The 13,416-nt window shown below is 64.4% G+C and carries 13 protein-coding genes; 7 read left to right on the forward strand and 6 right to left on the reverse strand.

What is annotated here, in order from left to right:
* Positions 1 to 25: 25 nt before the first annotated feature.
* Genes DNK59_RS13855 through DNK59_RS13865 form a run of 3 tightly spaced genes read right to left on the reverse strand, consistent with a single transcriptional unit; the run spans position 26 to position 967 of the window.
* On the reverse strand, positions 26 to 439 hold the full coding sequence (locus DNK59_RS13855) for a response regulator (protein WP_110723548.1): 414 nt from the start codon (positions 437 to 439) through the stop codon (positions 26 to 28).
* A 57-nt stretch (positions 440 to 496) separates the two neighbouring features.
* On the reverse strand, positions 497 to 703 hold the full coding sequence (locus tag DNK59_RS13860; RefSeq protein ID WP_047301497.1) for a Flp family type IVb pilin: 207 nt from the start codon (positions 701 to 703) through the stop codon (positions 497 to 499).
* Positions 704 to 760: 57 nt separating this feature from the next.
* Positions 761 to 967 (reverse strand): Flp family type IVb pilin, encoded by a 207-nt coding sequence (locus DNK59_RS13865; protein WP_092319288.1) that lies wholly within the window; start codon positions 965 to 967, stop codon positions 761 to 763.
* 330 nt (positions 968 to 1,297) lie between these two features.
* Between DNK59_RS13865 and cpaB the strand changes: the two genes are divergently transcribed.
* From cpaB to DNK59_RS13890, 5 genes are read left to right on the forward strand one after another with little or no spacing between them, the layout of a single operon-like run.
* A complete protein-coding gene (cpaB, locus tag DNK59_RS13870) occupies positions 1,298 to 2,236 on the forward strand; it encodes a Flp pilus assembly protein CpaB (protein WP_110723549.1) in 939 nt (312 codons plus the stop codon).
* A gap of 39 nt (positions 2,237 to 2,275) precedes the next feature.
* Entirely contained in the window at positions 2,276 to 3,463 is a 1,188-nt protein-coding gene (locus DNK59_RS13875; RefSeq protein ID WP_110723550.1) for a pilus assembly protein, read from the forward strand.
* Positions 3,460 to 4,734: a CpaF family protein gene (locus DNK59_RS13880; protein ID WP_092319282.1), complete on the forward strand. Its 1,275-nt coding sequence runs from the start codon at positions 3,460 to 3,462 to the stop codon at positions 4,732 to 4,734. Before DNK59_RS13875 ends, DNK59_RS13880 begins: the two co-directional genes overlap by 4 nt.
* A 16-nt stretch (positions 4,735 to 4,750) precedes the next feature.
* Complete coding sequence (locus DNK59_RS13885) at positions 4,751 to 5,632, forward strand: type II secretion system F family protein (RefSeq protein WP_110723551.1); 882 nt, start codon at positions 4,751 to 4,753, stop codon at positions 5,630 to 5,632.
* A gap of 1 nt (position 5,633) precedes the next feature.
* Positions 5,634 to 6,518 (forward strand): type II secretion system F family protein, encoded by an 885-nt coding sequence (locus DNK59_RS13890; RefSeq protein ID WP_092319278.1) that lies wholly within the window; start codon positions 5,634 to 5,636, stop codon positions 6,516 to 6,518.
* A gap of 58 nt (positions 6,519 to 6,576) precedes the next feature.
* Here DNK59_RS13890 and DNK59_RS13895 read toward each other — a convergent pair whose 3' ends face one another.
* Complete coding sequence (locus tag DNK59_RS13895) at positions 6,577 to 7,368, reverse strand: response regulator transcription factor (RefSeq protein WP_110723552.1); 792 nt, start codon at positions 7,366 to 7,368, stop codon at positions 6,577 to 6,579.
* A gap of 125 nt (positions 7,369 to 7,493) precedes the next feature.
* Positions 7,494 to 7,964, reverse strand: a complete 471-nt coding sequence (locus tag DNK59_RS13900; protein WP_092319274.1) for a prepilin peptidase — start codon at positions 7,962 to 7,964, stop codon at positions 7,494 to 7,496.
* 73 nt (positions 7,965 to 8,037) lie between these two features.
* Here DNK59_RS13900 and DNK59_RS13905 point away from each other — a divergent pair, with 73 nt between their 5' ends.
* Positions 8,038 to 8,487: a TadE/TadG family type IV pilus assembly protein gene (locus DNK59_RS13905; RefSeq protein WP_092319272.1), complete on the forward strand. Its 450-nt coding sequence runs from the start codon at positions 8,038 to 8,040 to the stop codon at positions 8,485 to 8,487.
* Positions 8,484 to 11,249, forward strand: a complete 2,766-nt coding sequence (locus DNK59_RS13910; RefSeq protein WP_110723553.1) for an ATP-binding protein — start codon at positions 8,484 to 8,486, stop codon at positions 11,247 to 11,249. The genes DNK59_RS13905 and DNK59_RS13910 overlap by 4 nt, the downstream gene beginning before the upstream one ends.
* On the opposite strand, the gene DNK59_RS13915 is transcribed toward DNK59_RS13910, so the two are convergent.
* Positions 11,234 to 13,252, reverse strand: coding sequence for a pilus assembly protein TadG-related protein (locus DNK59_RS13915; protein WP_110723554.1), 2,019 nt, complete (start codon positions 13,250 to 13,252; stop codon positions 11,234 to 11,236). The genes DNK59_RS13910 and DNK59_RS13915 overlap by 16 nt on opposite strands.
* Positions 13,253 to 13,416: the final 164 nt, after the last annotated feature.

The raw sequence follows: 13,416 nt of genomic DNA on the forward strand, positions 1-13,416 counted from the left end.
GCTTGAACCCGGCAGCCGTTGGCGTTCAGGGGCCGACGATATGCAACCGGGGTTGGGGAAACAGATTGTTCAGGGTTTCCAGCAGGCGCACGTGATAGATCGGCTTGCGAAACAGGTCGAGTACCTGCAGGCGCAGCAGATCGCTGACGTCGTCCATATCGGCATGACCGGACATGACGATGACCGGCAGGTGCTGTCGCGAGGTGTGTTCACGCAGGCGCTTGATCAATGACAGGCCGCTCTCCTCCGGCATGCGCAGGTCAGTGATGACCAGTGCGATATCCGGATGGCGGGTGAGGTGCTCCAGCGCCAGCTTCACCGAAGTTGCGGTGAAGCAACAGAAGCCCTCTCCTTCCAGCAGCTCGGTGAGTTCCAGCAGCGCCTCTTCTTCATCGTCGACCAGAAGCAACTGCTGGCGTTGGGGGGAAGCATTATTCATCGACATTACCTTGAACTGACTGTCCGACGACCTTCACAGCAGGAACAATCGCCGGTCTCAAGGCACGGGGCGGGTAACCGTGGCCCCTCCCATGGCAACGAGGATGTTGTTGAAGATGGCCAGGACCCGATCACCCATCGGTGTCACGAACACCACCACGACCACGGCAACCATGGCCACCACAATCGCGTACTCGATCGCCGAGGCGCCGTGGGTTCTGGCCAGGAACAGACGCGCGCGAAGCAACAGGTAGTCAAGCAGCATGAAGCACCTCCGATTTATCGATCGCAGCCATGACAGGCGAAGCACTCATGCGTCGACTCAAGGCACTGGACGGGTGACCGTGGCTCCTCCCAGGGCAACCAGAACGTTGTTGAAGATGGCCAGTACCCGATTACCCAGGGGGGTCACGAAGGCCACCACGATCACGGCGACCATGGCCACCACGATCGCGTACTCGATCGCCGAAGCGCCATCGGTACGGTCAAGAAACAGGCGTGCCCTGAGCCACAAATATTGAAGGATCATCCCAGTTCTCCTATGCGCCAGACGGCGCCGATGCAAGCGCACCGGAACACAAATCCCCGGTGCAACTTGAGCATTGTCAACAAAGTAGCGACCAGCAACTGTAAGAACGGATTAATGACTAAGTATTAATTGGAAGCCTGACGCCAAAAACTCTCCTCCAATTGAGAGCTACCTGCTTTTGTGTGCAATTTTTCCACGAGTTAATGGCATTTCGTCCTAGCTCTACTACCTTCACATAGCGAAATAGTTGCATGTTCATAGCTGCCTGGTTGCGAAGTTGACTCGTTTGCAAGCGCCGACTGGTAATGCAGCAGGATAGGGAGAGCCTTTATGAACAGCCGCGTCACCATGGGTCTGGCTGGACTTCTGCTGCTGGGTGCGGTGTTTTTCGGTTACTGGGGGCTGGTACTCAGCCGCCAGCCTGCGCCCGCCCCCGCGCCAGCACCGGCAGCCCCGAGCATGGTTGAAAAAACCACCACCAGCGCCGAAGACCAGACCCGCCAGCCGGTGGTGGTCGTGGTGCGCGATGTACCGCCTTTCGTTCCCCTCACCGCCGCCGATCTGGCGCTGGAAAAACTGCGCACCGCACCCGCCGGCAGCCTTAGCGCGATCGACCAGGCGGTGGGGCGCACGCCCTGGCGGCAGTTGAGTGCCGGGACCTGGCTCAATGCCCAGAGTTTCGACAGCGGTGGGGCCCTGGCCCGGATGATTCGCCGCGACGAACGAGCGCTGGCCGTGGCGGTGGACGAAGTGATCGGCGCCGCCGGACAACTGAGCCCGGGAGACTATGTCGACGTGCTGCTGTTCCTGCGCCAGGACACCACCAATCTGCAGCAATCGGCGCAGATCGCAGTCCCCGCGATGCGGGTGCTGGCGGTCGGCGAACAACTGGGGCTGACCAACGACGGACAGCCCGCCACCCCGGCACTGAACAACGAAGAAAAACTCAAGCAGGATCAGCGCCGGATCGCCGCTCGCACCGTGGTTCTGGCCGTCCCCGAACAACTCTTGAGCCGCCTGATGCTCGCGACCCAGGTCGGCGTGCTGCGCCTGGCGGTTCGCAGCAGTGAGGAACAGCGCCTGGCTCAATACTGGGCTGGCGACCAGAGCGCGGTCAGCCACCTCAATGCGGCCAACAGCAATTTGTTCCAGTTCACCCAGTTGGCGCTCGGCAACGCCCCCCGCAGTCAGGTTGCCCAGCAAAACGGCGCACCACGGTCGGCGGTGGAGGTGATTCGCGGCAACCAGATCACTCAACAAACGCCCTGATCAGGCGAGGATTCTCGACATGCGCAGCGGGCTATCACCATGAGTCAAAGCCTGAACCAGACCTTTCTTGCCATTACCCGCAACAGCACCGACCTCGAGTGGCTGCAAGGCGCCCTAGCCCCCCTGGGCCAGGTGGTGGGCGCCGACGGCAGTCTCGACGAACTGCTGGCGCTGGTGGACGTGACCTTCGCCAACCTGGTGTTCGTCGGCCTCGACCGCGAGCACGTGGTGGCCCAGGCCGCGCTGATCGAAGGCGCCCTGGAAGCCAAGCCGATGCTGGCGATCGTTGCCCTCGGCGACGGCATGGACAATCAGCTGGTACTCAACGCGATGCGCGCCGGAGCGCGGGATTTTGTCGCCTACGGCTCACGCTCCAGCGAAGTCGCCGGGCTGGTGCGGCGCTTGAGCAAACGCCTGCCGGCGGTCACCCCCAATACCCAGCTGGGGGGCCTGACCGTGCTCTACGGGGTCCAGGCCGACGGTGACGGCGCCCTGCTGGCCGGGCATATGGCCCTGGTGGTGCAAAAGAGCGGCCAGCAGACCCTGCTGCTGGACCTCGGCCTGCCTCGGGGCGACAGCCTGGCCTTGCTGGGGCTGGAGAGTTCCTTCCACTTCGGCGATGCCCTGCGTCACCTGCGGCGTCTGGATGCAACCCTGATCGACAGCGCCTTCACCAGTGCCGAGGCCGGCTTGCGGATTCTCGCCTACGCCCCCCACGACGAGCCTCTGGAGCACACCAGCGCCGCTGAGCTGTACATGTTGCTCAGTGCCCTGCGCCAGCACTTCCAGCACATCGTGGTGAACCTGGTGGGGCAGCCGGACAGCGAGGCGCTGCGCACCTTTGTCAGCCATTGCGACAAGCTGATCTGGTGCACCGACCAGAACGTCCTCGACTGTCGGCGCAACCTCGCGGTGCTCAACCACTGGCGCGAAAAGGGCCTGAAACTCGATCACGCACGCCTGCTGGTGGACCGCTACCTGAAAACCGTCGCGCCGGACTCGGAAACCCTGGGCAAGACCTTCGGCCTGGAAGTGATCGCAGTGCTGGCCTACAGCCCGGAAGTGCGCCTGAACGCCAAGAACCAGGGCGTGACCCTGTTTGAAATGGCCCCCCGCGAAGCCCTGACGCAAAGCCTGAAAACCCTGGGCGAGCGGCTGGCCAAGCGCTCCCAGGGCCTGCCTCAGCCCAAGGGCGGCTGGCTCAATCGAATCATGGGGGGCAAATGAGCGGAGAAAAGCTCTTCGGCGCCTCGAACCGCACGGTGACGGGCAACAGCGATCACGAAGGCCTGAAACTGGTGCTGCATCGCTACATCATCGATGCCATCGAAGAGTCGGGCAGAAACCTGCTGGAGAGTTCCCGGCAGAACCTCTCGCAGTTCGTCACCGACAAGGTGGCGGAGTACATCGCACGCATGCACCTGGCGATCTCCCGCTATGAAATGGAGCGGCTGGCCGAGGAAATCGTCGATGAGCTCACCGGCTTCGGCCCCCTGGAAGTCTTGTTGCGCGATCAGGCCGTCACCGAGATTCTGGTCAACGGCCCGCACCGGGTGTTCGTCGAACGCGAAGGGGTGCTGCACCAGAGCGACTTGCGCTTTATCGACGCGCACCACGTGGAGCGGGTCATGCAACGGATTCTCGCGCCCCTGGGCCGGCGCCTCGACGAATCCTCGCCCATGGTCGATGCGCGCCTGCCCGACGGCAGCCGGGTCAACGCGATCATTCCCCCCATCGCCCTGGACGGCCCCTGCCTGTCCATTCGCAAGTTCCGCAAAGACATGCTCAAGAGCAGCGACCTGATCGCCACGCAGACCATCGACCTGGCGATCTTCGAATTCCTTCAGGACGCCGTGGGCAAGCGTTGCAACATTCTCATCAGCGGCGGCACCGGCACCGGCAAGACCACCCTGCTGAACATTCTCAGCCAGTTGATCAACCCCTATGAACGCCTGGTCACCATCGAAGACGTGGCCGAGCTGCAGTTGGGGCATCCCCACGTGGTGCGCCTGGAAACCCGTCCGCCCAATGCCGAAGGACACGGTGAGGTCAAGGCCAGCGACCTGATCCGCAACGCCCTGCGGATGCGCCCGGACCGGATCATCCTCGGCGAGATCCGCGGCGTCGAAGTGCTGGATGTCCTGACGGCCATGAACACCGGCCACGACGGCTCCATGAGTACGGTGCACGCCAACAACGCCCAGGACGCCCTGCTGCGCCTGGAAACCCTGGTGGGCCTGACCGGGCGCCAGGTGGCCGAACGCACCCTGCGGCAGATGATCTGCGCGGCCCTGGACGTGGTGATCCAACTGACCCGCCTGCCCGACGGCCGCCGCTGCGTCAGTGAAGTGGTGGAGGTGGTGGGCATCCGCGATGACATCTACGTCACCAATACCCTGTTTCGCCTGAACCGCCGCAACGGCCTGGGCTTCGAGCGCGAGGCGCTGAACCCGGCGGGCGACAAACTGCGCCGCGAAAGCGGACTGGGCATCAACTGAACCGTCGAGGTGGCCCATGATCGGCCTGCTGCTGACCTTGATCTGCCTGTTGCTACTGGGGCTTTCCGGGTGGCTGTTCTACCACGGCGTGCGCAAGACCGAGCGCGAGCGGGTGCTCAGCCGCCTGGCTCAGGGACAACCCGAGCTCAACCCGCGGCGCCGTTCATGGACCGGCCTGGAGCAGGCCTTCGCCCGCGCCGGCCTGGGCCAGCCCACTGAGCGCCTGGGCCTGTGGCTGGCCATCTGGGCGGTACTGGCATTGCTGGGTTACCTGTTGGGAGACTGGCTTGGCTTGCTGGCTTGCGTGCTGGTGCCGCCGCTGTTGCTGCGCCTGTCCGTGGCCTGGCTGTATCAGCGCCGGCTCAAGCGCATGATCGAACAACTGCCCGCGCTGCTGGACCACAGCGTGCGCAGCCTGAAGTCCGGACGCACCCTGGCGGATGCGGTGCTGGGCGCCATCGAGGCCAGCAACGATCCGCTCAAGCAAGCCATGGGACGCATCCAGCGCAACGTGCAGTTGGGGGTCAACCTGCCGGACGCGGTCAGTGATTTCGCCGAGTTCTACGAACAGGATGAGCTGCGCATGTTCGCCCTGGGCCTGAAGGTCAATCACCGCTACGGCGGCAACGCCAGCGAGTTGCTGGAGAACCTGATCAAGCTGATTCGCGAGCGCGAACAAGGTGCCCGGCAGTTGCGCGCAATGACCGGGGAAACCCGCATGACGGCCTGGGTCCTGGGCAGCCTGCCGCTGCTGCTGGTGAGCTACTTCATGCTGACCAATCCGGGCTACATGCTGGGCATGTGGCACGACCCTTCCGGCCAGGCCATGCTGATCACCGCGGTGTGCCTGCAGATCTTCGGGTGCCTGGCCCTGTGGCGCATGTTGAGGAGTATCTGAAATGCTTCTGCTGGCTGCTGCGCTGCTGTTTCTCGGGGCCTTGCTACTGCTCAGCAACGGTCTGCTGACGCAACGTCGACGGGAGCGCCAGATAGCCCAGCGGCTGCAGGGCCACATGAGCCGCGACAATCGCCTGGGCAGTTGGCTGCGACTGCTGGGCGACAGTCGTTTCGGCCAACGCGCGGTGAACATGGACAGCGAAACCCAGACCCTGCTCAATCGCCTGGGCTGGCGTCGCGCCGCGCAGCGTTCGCTGTTTGCGGCCTGCCAGATCGGCACCCCGCTGCTGGCGGTGTGCCTGGTGCTCTTCATTCAAGAGGTGGCGTTTCCCGAAGCCCAGAGCCACTGGCTGACACCGATGCTCGCGGCCGGCGCCGGCTACCTGCTGCCCAAGCGGGTCTTGGCCTACGCCGCCCAACGCCGGCAAAAACATATCGCCCTGGAGATCTCCACCTTCATTCCCTTGCTGCGCATCCTGTTCGAGTCGGGCATGGCGGTGGAGCAAGCGCTGCGGGTTCTGAGCAACGAAGCCGGGAAACTGCTGCCGGAGCTGACCCACGAACTGCGCCTGATCCTGGCACGGGTGGATTCAGGCCTGGAACTGGGTCAGGAACTCAATCAGACCGCGACCCTGCTGGCGGTGGACGAGTTCACCGACACCTGTGTGATTCTCCAGCAACTGATCCTGCAGGGCGGCGGGGCGATGAAATCCCTGCAGGCGCTCAAGCAGTTGCTCGACGACCGGCGCCTGACCCGCTTGCAGGAATACATCTCGAAAATGTCGGCCAAGATGTCGGTGGTGATGATGCTGTTTCTGTTTCCCGCCCTGTTGATCGTGCTGGCCGGGCCCGGCTTCACCGCCATTGCCCGGGCCTTTGCCTACTGAACAGGGAAGGAGTACCACCGCCGGCGGCGAGTGGCTCGCCGCCGCAATGCCGACAGCTTCAGTGGGCGGTGACTCGCTGGCGCAGTCCCGAGTTGCTCGGCGACAAAGCCAGGGCCAGTTGCGTGCGGTTGTGCATGTGGGTCAGCCGCAGGACCTGGGAAACATAGAGCTTGACGGTGTTTTCGGTGATCCCCAGCTCACAGGCGATCTGGTAGTTGGTCTGCCCCTTGCCTACCAGTCGCGCCACATCCAGCTGGCGTGGCGACAGCTGGTTGAAGATCGCCGGCACCTCGATCGAGTCCGCGTCGCCACTGCCCTCGTCCAGGGACTCCTCGGCGCGGCTGGCGGCTGGCTTGCGCCGGACCTTGTCCAGATCCTGGTACAGGTCGTCGATGGATTCGGAAAGAAACTGCAGCTTCTGGTTCAGATGCCCCAGATGCAGGTTCTTCTGCCGCTCCTGCAAGGCGACTTCCTGACGTTGCAGACCTTCGAGGAGCTCATCCAGGTCGATGGGTTTCTGGTAGTAATCGGCGATGCCGGCACGCATGGCCTTGATCACGTCCTGCTTGTCGGACTGCCCGGTGAGCATGATGGCTTCGAACACCCGTTGCCTGCCGGCTAGGCGCTGCAGTTCCTGCACCAGTTGGATCCCGTCCATATCGGGCATGTGCAGGTCGCAGAGCACCAGGGAAATGTCCGGGTCCCTGTTGAAGCAATCAACCGCCTGGCGGGCGGACTCGCAAGGAACACAACGGTAACCGCTGTTTTCGAGAAACTCGCAAAGCTCTTCGACAATAAGCGGCTGATCATCAACCACGAGCACTTTCATCTGGGAGGTAAGTTTGTTCACGTGCGACTCCGTGCGGGCCAATCGCCGATTGACCACTCCTGTCCTGCCCGCAGGATCCGGGCAGCCACGACATAAAACCTAGACCTACTTTCCGACTATGTACATAGCATTAATCGGCCAGGCGACTAGTGGATCACGCTCACAGTTAAGACCATTCCAGCCAGGACAAAGGGCGCGAATGGGTATTTTTTTGACAGCCCCGTGACGGATGTCTCCCCTTGCGGTTCAAGCCCTTGTTCTGGCGCGGCGCGGAGCCTGGGAACAATCAGCAGCCACAGCAGGCTGCAGAACCCGGCGCCAATAAAGGCCCCCAGCAGATGCTCGGGATCGCTGGCCAATCCCAGGGCGGCCATCAATTTGACGTCCCCCGCCCCCATCCGCCCCATGGCATACCCCGGCAGGGTGAGCAGCAGGGCCAGCAACAAGGCCCAGCCGCCCTGGGCAGCCGCAGCGCCCAGCCAGGTGCTGCCAGTCCACAGCAGGTAGCCGCTGGCCAGCAGCGCGGCGCCCAATGTCAAGGTGTTGGCGATATGCCGTTGACGCAGATCCTGTACCGCGCAGAGCGCCAGCCAGATCCACAAAAGCCAGAAATGCATCAGCTGCAAAGCTCCTTTTAGCGGATTGATTCTATGCTCAATGGACACAGTGACTGTCAGGGTAGACGCACTCATGAAACCGGGCCTCCCCAGCAAGCACCCCAGCAAGCAAAAGGGCGCTGCAGCAATCGAGTTCGCGGCGGTGTTCGTGATCTTCTTCGCGGTGTTCTACGGTCTGGTCAGCTACAGCCTGCCGCTGTTGATGATGCAGTCCTTCAACCAGGCCACCGCCGAGGCCGTGCGCCGCGCCATGGCGGTCGACCCCAACAGCGCCAACTACGCCACCACGGTGCAGAACCTGGCCAACAGCGTGGTGCAGGCCCAGACCCTGTGGATTCCGTCCCTCTTCAACTTCGCCGCCACCGACTACAGCGCGGTGTACACCAATGGCGTGCTCACCGTGCGGATCGACTACCCCACCGCGAAGCTCACCCAGGTGCTACCGCGCCTGGTATTGCCGGTGGTAGGCCCGGTCCCCAACTTGCCCACGACCCTGTCCGCCCTCTCGAGCGTGCAATTTTGAACTCCAGCGACAAGCTGCTCGGGCGCCTGCTGGGCCGCCAGCCAGAGCCCGCCGACGAACCCCAGGCCCAGCTGCCGGCCCAGGCGGTCGGCCTGCAACTGGTGCTCGACCCCAAGGGCCGGATCCTCACCAGCAGCGGACCACTGCGCCATGCCCTGGCACAGTTGCCACCCTCGGACGAGCCCCACCACCTGCTGGACTACGCCCTGCCCGGCTGCGCCCTGGCCCTGGAGGGGCACCCCGCCGACTGGAGCGCACAGGTGCTGGATCTGGACCTGCGCGGACTGGGCGGCAAGACCCTGCACCTGCGCGGCTGGGTCCAGAGCTGTGGCAGCCAGTGGCTGCTGCAACTGCTGGATATCGGCGACCTGGTCCAACAGCGCCAGCAGGCCCTGAGCCGGGAGCAATGGCAGATCTTCGCCACGCAGATCAACGAGCAGATCCGCCTGTGCACCCTGAGTCGGCTGCCGGACGTGCTGCACGATCAACTCGCCGACCTGGCCCGCTACAGCCACATCCCTTGCGTGGGCCTGGCCTTGCTCGATGACGAGGAACAAACCTGGGTGCTGCACAGCGGCTACCACGCCCACGATGCCCCCCGGCTGTGGCAAGACGGCCAGGTCCTGGGCAACGGCCTGGACAGCCTGAGCGGCAATGCCCCGCTGCACCTGAATCACATCCAGGGCCTGAATGAACACCCGCGCCTGCAGGGGATCTTCGGTCATCGCGAAGGCTTCCTGGTGCCCTATCGGGACGCTCACGGTGTCGCCGCCTGGTTGCTGTGCGGCTGCTATGCCGTGCAGCAGCAGGCGCCGCACCTGCTGGAACGCGACTGGCTGATGCTCACTGCCGCCCTGGCCGAGCCCTTGCTCGGCCGCTTGCGCGAACAACACAACCACCTGCATCTGGAACGCCTGGAGGCACTGCAGGGCTTACTGGGCGCCGGCTGGTGGGAGTTGTGCCCGGAGACTGCCGAAATCCAGCTGGCCAGTCAGCTGGTCGCCAGTCTGCAGTTGCCCGACTCCCACAGCAGGCTGCCGGTCCAGGACTGGCTGGAGCTGATTCACCCTGCCGACCGCAGCGAACTGGCCAGCCGCCTGCACGCCCTGACCCTGGGCAAGCCGCTGCTGCTCTGCGTGCGCCTGCCCGGGCCTGACCCGAGCCTGCCACCACGCTGGTACCGCTTGCAGGGCCAGTCCCTGGGACGAGGGAAACAACAGCGGTTCCTGGGCTTCATGCTGGACATCAGCGATATCAAGAACCAGCAGCAACAGGCGGCTGCGGCCCATGCGCGCCTGGACAATCTGATTGCCAGCTCACCGGCGGTGATCTACGTCCAGCGCTACGTGGAAGGCGCTCTGCAACCGAGCTTTTTCAGCGCCAGCCTGCAACCGCTGCTGGGCTGGAGCCTGGAAGACTGCAGCGCAGCCAGCCTGGCGGACTGGGTGCACCCCGAGGACCAGGACCTGTATTTCCAGCGCTGCCGCCAGTTGTTGCGCGAAGGCAGCGTCCACGCCCGCTACCGCCTGCGCGACCGCCATGGGGTTTTCCATTGGGTCATGGATGAAGCCAAGCTGCTGCGCGACGACCTGGGGCTGCCGGTGGAAGCCGTCGGCCTGTGGCTGGACGTCACCGAGGCGACCCTGGCCGCCGAACAGATGCGCCAGAGCGAGGAACGCTATCGGATCCTGGTGGAAGACTCACCGGCGATGATCTGCCGCTACCGCCCGGACCTGACCCTGACCTTCGGCAACCGGCCGCTGGCGGCTTACCTGGAATGCACCGCCGAGGAACTGCCGGGGAGCAATCTTGGGCAATGGCTGTCCGCCGAACAGCGCGAAGGTTTCGAGCGGCGGATCCAACGACTGAGCCCGGAGTTTCCCCTCAGCACCGCCGAGATCTGCCTGCAGTTACCGGGCCGTGAACACGCCTGGTGGGTCTGGTCCGACCGCGGGGTCTTCGATGAGCAGGGCCAGTTGCTGGAGATCCAGGCCGTGGGCCGCGACAACACCGAAGTCCGGCGAGCCCAGTTGCAGCTCATGCAAAGCGCGAAAATGGCCACCCTGGGGGAAATGGCCACCGGCCTGGCCCACGAAATCAATCAGCCGCTCAACGTGATGCGCATGGCCATCGTCAATGTGCTCAAGCGCCTGAACAGCGGCGAAGTCCAGGTCGACTACCTCACTGACAAACTGCATCGCATCGACACCCAGGTGCAGCGGGCCGCCCGGGTGGTGGATCACATGCGGGTGTTCGGCCGACGTTCGGAGGTGGAACAGCAGCCCTTCAACCCGGCCCAGGCCATCGAGGGCACCCTGTCCCTGCTGGCCGAAGGCATGCGCGGCAAAGGGATCGAACTGCGCATCAGCGAGCTGGGGTTCGAGGTGCAGGTGCTGGGCTTCGTCGACCAGTTGGAGCAGGTGCTGATCAACCTCATGGTCAATGCCCGGGACGCGCTGCTGGGCCAAGTGCAGCGGCCTGACTTCAAGCCCTGGATTGCCGTGCATGGCCAGCGCGACGAACAGCGGGTACGCCTGTGGGTCGAGGACAATGGCGGCGGTATCGACCCGCGCCTGCTGGAGCGGATCTTCGAACCCTTCTTCACCACCAAGCCGGCGGGGGTCGGCACCGGGCTCGGGCTTTCGGTGAGCTACGGCATCGTCGAGAACATGGGCGGCCGCCTGAGCGTCAGCAACGGCGCGGACGGCGCGCGCTTTTGCATCGAACTGCCGATTGCCCACGCGGATCAGATCACCAGGTAGGCCCGGCCAGTCTGCCCGCAGGTCAGGTTAGCGCCGACCTCAACATCCATCAGGTTGATGCCGAGGGTCGCCAGCAGGCTGTTGAGCAGCGGATCGAGCAAGGGGCTCAAGAGGTTGCTGATCAGCGGCATGATCAGGCTGGTCACTCCATTGATCAGGCCACCTGCCCCAGCCACCAGCGAGCCCAGCAGATTGGCATTGACCGGCTGGTAAACCTCCAGGCTGATCCCGGCAATAGCGCCCGACAGGCTGTTGACCAGATTGTTGGTCGGTGCCGCGTTCTGGTAGCTCGGCGCCTGATTGACGTTGGGCGGCGTGGGAAACGGCGGCGTGCTGCTGGCGTACAGCAGGTCGCGCCCGACATTGGGCCCGGTCTGGCTGAGCCCCAGCGCACTGTCGACCTTGAGCCCGATGCCACCGGCGGCGAACGCCGTCCGTGCCGGTCCGCAACTGCCGATGCCGAGGATCTTGTGGCAGGTCCAGATGCCCAGGTCGACGATCGGCACCGGCGTCACCACCGGTTCCGTCGACGAGGAGAAGGCGGTACTGGGATCGATCTGCCCTATCTTGATATCGGCCAGTGACGACTCGCTGTGCACCGTGAGGCTTTTGCTGCCGGCATTGTCCGTCGGGCAGCTGTAGTTGGTGACGTAGGCCTTGGCGCCCCCCAGTTCCAGGTTGATGTCGATGCGCGCCGTGGGCAGCACCTCGGGATCGACCTGCTGGCAGCCGGCGCCCAGCAGGCAACCGACGGAGTTGATGGTGGCCGCCAGGTCCAGGCTCAGGACACTGTTGAGGGTCGGCGTCAGCGAACTCACCAGGCCCAGCAGGGCGTTGGTCATGCCGGTGATCCCGGACAATCCGCTCAGGTTGACCGACACCAGGGTGCGCACCTGGGCCGTGCGCACATAGATGCGGTTGGCGCCCAGCGGATCGAGGATCGCCAGCCGGGGGTCGCCGACCGCCGAGAACTGCGGCGGTTCTATGACCTTGACCTTGATGGTGACATTGGCCAGGCCCAGCAGGTTGGCCGGCACCACCGCCGCCACCGCGCTCTTGCTGTTGGCCAGCTGGATCATCGCTTGCATCAACTGAAAGAGTTGCAGATTGGCGTCCAGGGCGGTGCTCGCCGCACCGCTCTGCAGCTTGAGGATGTCCCCCAGCTTGAGCTGCGGTATCTGGCTGCTCACCGCCACTTGCAAGGCCCCCAGGGCCGCCAGCACATCGGCCGTCGCGCCATTGGCCTGGACCACCGTGGCGGCGGTCTGGATCAGCCGGGTCAGGCTGGCCTGAGTGTTGAGCAGCTCGCTGTAGTTGCCCGCGGCAACCCCCAGATCGATGGCCAACTGGTCGAGGTAGCGCAGCAGGTTGATGTCGCTGTTGAGCAGGCCATTCCAGCCCACGGCGCTGATGTTGAGGCTACCGCCCAGCATGTTGCCCACCAGGGCATTGAGCAGTGGCGAGTTGGCGCTGTTGACGGTGACCAGCGTGCTGCGAATGCTCAGTTGCGCCCGCGGCGGGGTGGGCGCGGCGGCAACCGCCGTGGCGCTGAGCTGGGTGTTGAGGTTGATCGGCCCCGGGGTGAACAGCGCCCCGATTCCCGACGCCACGCTGATGGGCACCGTGTGGGTCGCCACGACCCGCACCGCCGCCGATTGCGTCGGGTCGGCATTGAAGGTACGCAGGCTGTTGGCCCCGGTGGTCAGGGAGCCGCACGCGGTGGTCAGGGTACTGCCGGCGTCGACGGTAAAACCATTGCGGGTCGCGCTCTGTCCGGCATAGGTCGCGGCGCTGAGGCCGGCCTGGCAGTTGCCGCCCCGGCTCACCGCCTCCAGGGCTGCGTTGTCGGCGACTCGCTGCAACTTGCGCTGTTCCATGTACAGCCGGCCGCTGTCCACCACCACGAGCATCAGCAACAGCGCCAGTCCCAGGGTCACGGCAGCCATCAGACCAATGGCTCCGCGCTGGCGACGCGGGCCGGTAAAACGCTTCAGGGAAGACATCGGGGCACTCCTTTCCCGGTTCGCAGCCGAGCGCGCACTCCATCGATGCACAGCAGTGTAGTCAAAGGCCGGACCGTCGCTGGCAAGGTGCCAGCTCGCCTGACTGGCGGCACAGGGCTGTGCCGTCAGTCACTGTCGAGGCGTGAATCGCGCTGGGCTCAAGC

Origin of the sequence: Pseudomonas sp. TKO26 (assembly GCF_003225665.1) — a bacterium.
Taxonomy (GTDB): domain Bacteria; phylum Pseudomonadota; class Gammaproteobacteria; order Pseudomonadales; family Pseudomonadaceae; genus Aquipseudomonas; species Aquipseudomonas saponiphila.

Excerpts from the sequence above, each read along its gene's own strand:
- DNK59_RS13885 (WP_110723551.1), top strand. The coding sequence starts at position 4,751 with ATGATCGGCCTGCTGCTGACCTTGATCTGCCTGTTGCTACTGGGGCTT.
- DNK59_RS13875 (WP_110723550.1), top strand. The coding sequence starts at position 2,276 with ATGAGTCAAAGCCTGAACCAGACCTTTCTTGCCATTACCCGCAACAGC.
- DNK59_RS13915 (WP_110723554.1), bottom strand. The coding sequence starts at position 13,252 with ATGTCTTCCCTGAAGCGTTTTACCGGCCCGCGTCGCCAGCGCGGAGCC.
- DNK59_RS13860 (WP_047301497.1), bottom strand. The coding sequence starts at position 703 with ATGCTGCTTGACTACCTGTTGCTTCGCGCGCGTCTGTTCCTGGCCAGA.
- DNK59_RS13865 (WP_092319288.1), bottom strand. The coding sequence starts at position 967 with ATGATCCTTCAATATTTGTGGCTCAGGGCACGCCTGTTTCTTGACCGT.
- DNK59_RS13880 (WP_092319282.1), top strand. The coding sequence starts at position 3,460 with ATGAGCGGAGAAAAGCTCTTCGGCGCCTCGAACCGCACGGTGACGGGC.
- DNK59_RS13890 (WP_092319278.1), top strand. The coding sequence starts at position 5,634 with ATGCTTCTGCTGGCTGCTGCGCTGCTGTTTCTCGGGGCCTTGCTACTG.
- DNK59_RS13855 (WP_110723548.1), bottom strand. The coding sequence starts at position 439 with ATGAATAATGCTTCCCCCCAACGCCAGCAGTTGCTTCTGGTCGACGAT.
- DNK59_RS13905 (WP_092319272.1), top strand. The coding sequence starts at position 8,038 with ATGAAACCGGGCCTCCCCAGCAAGCACCCCAGCAAGCAAAAGGGCGCT.
- cpaB (WP_110723549.1), top strand. The coding sequence starts at position 1,298 with ATGAACAGCCGCGTCACCATGGGTCTGGCTGGACTTCTGCTGCTGGGT.
- DNK59_RS13900 (WP_092319274.1), bottom strand. The coding sequence starts at position 7,964 with ATGCATTTCTGGCTTTTGTGGATCTGGCTGGCGCTCTGCGCGGTACAG.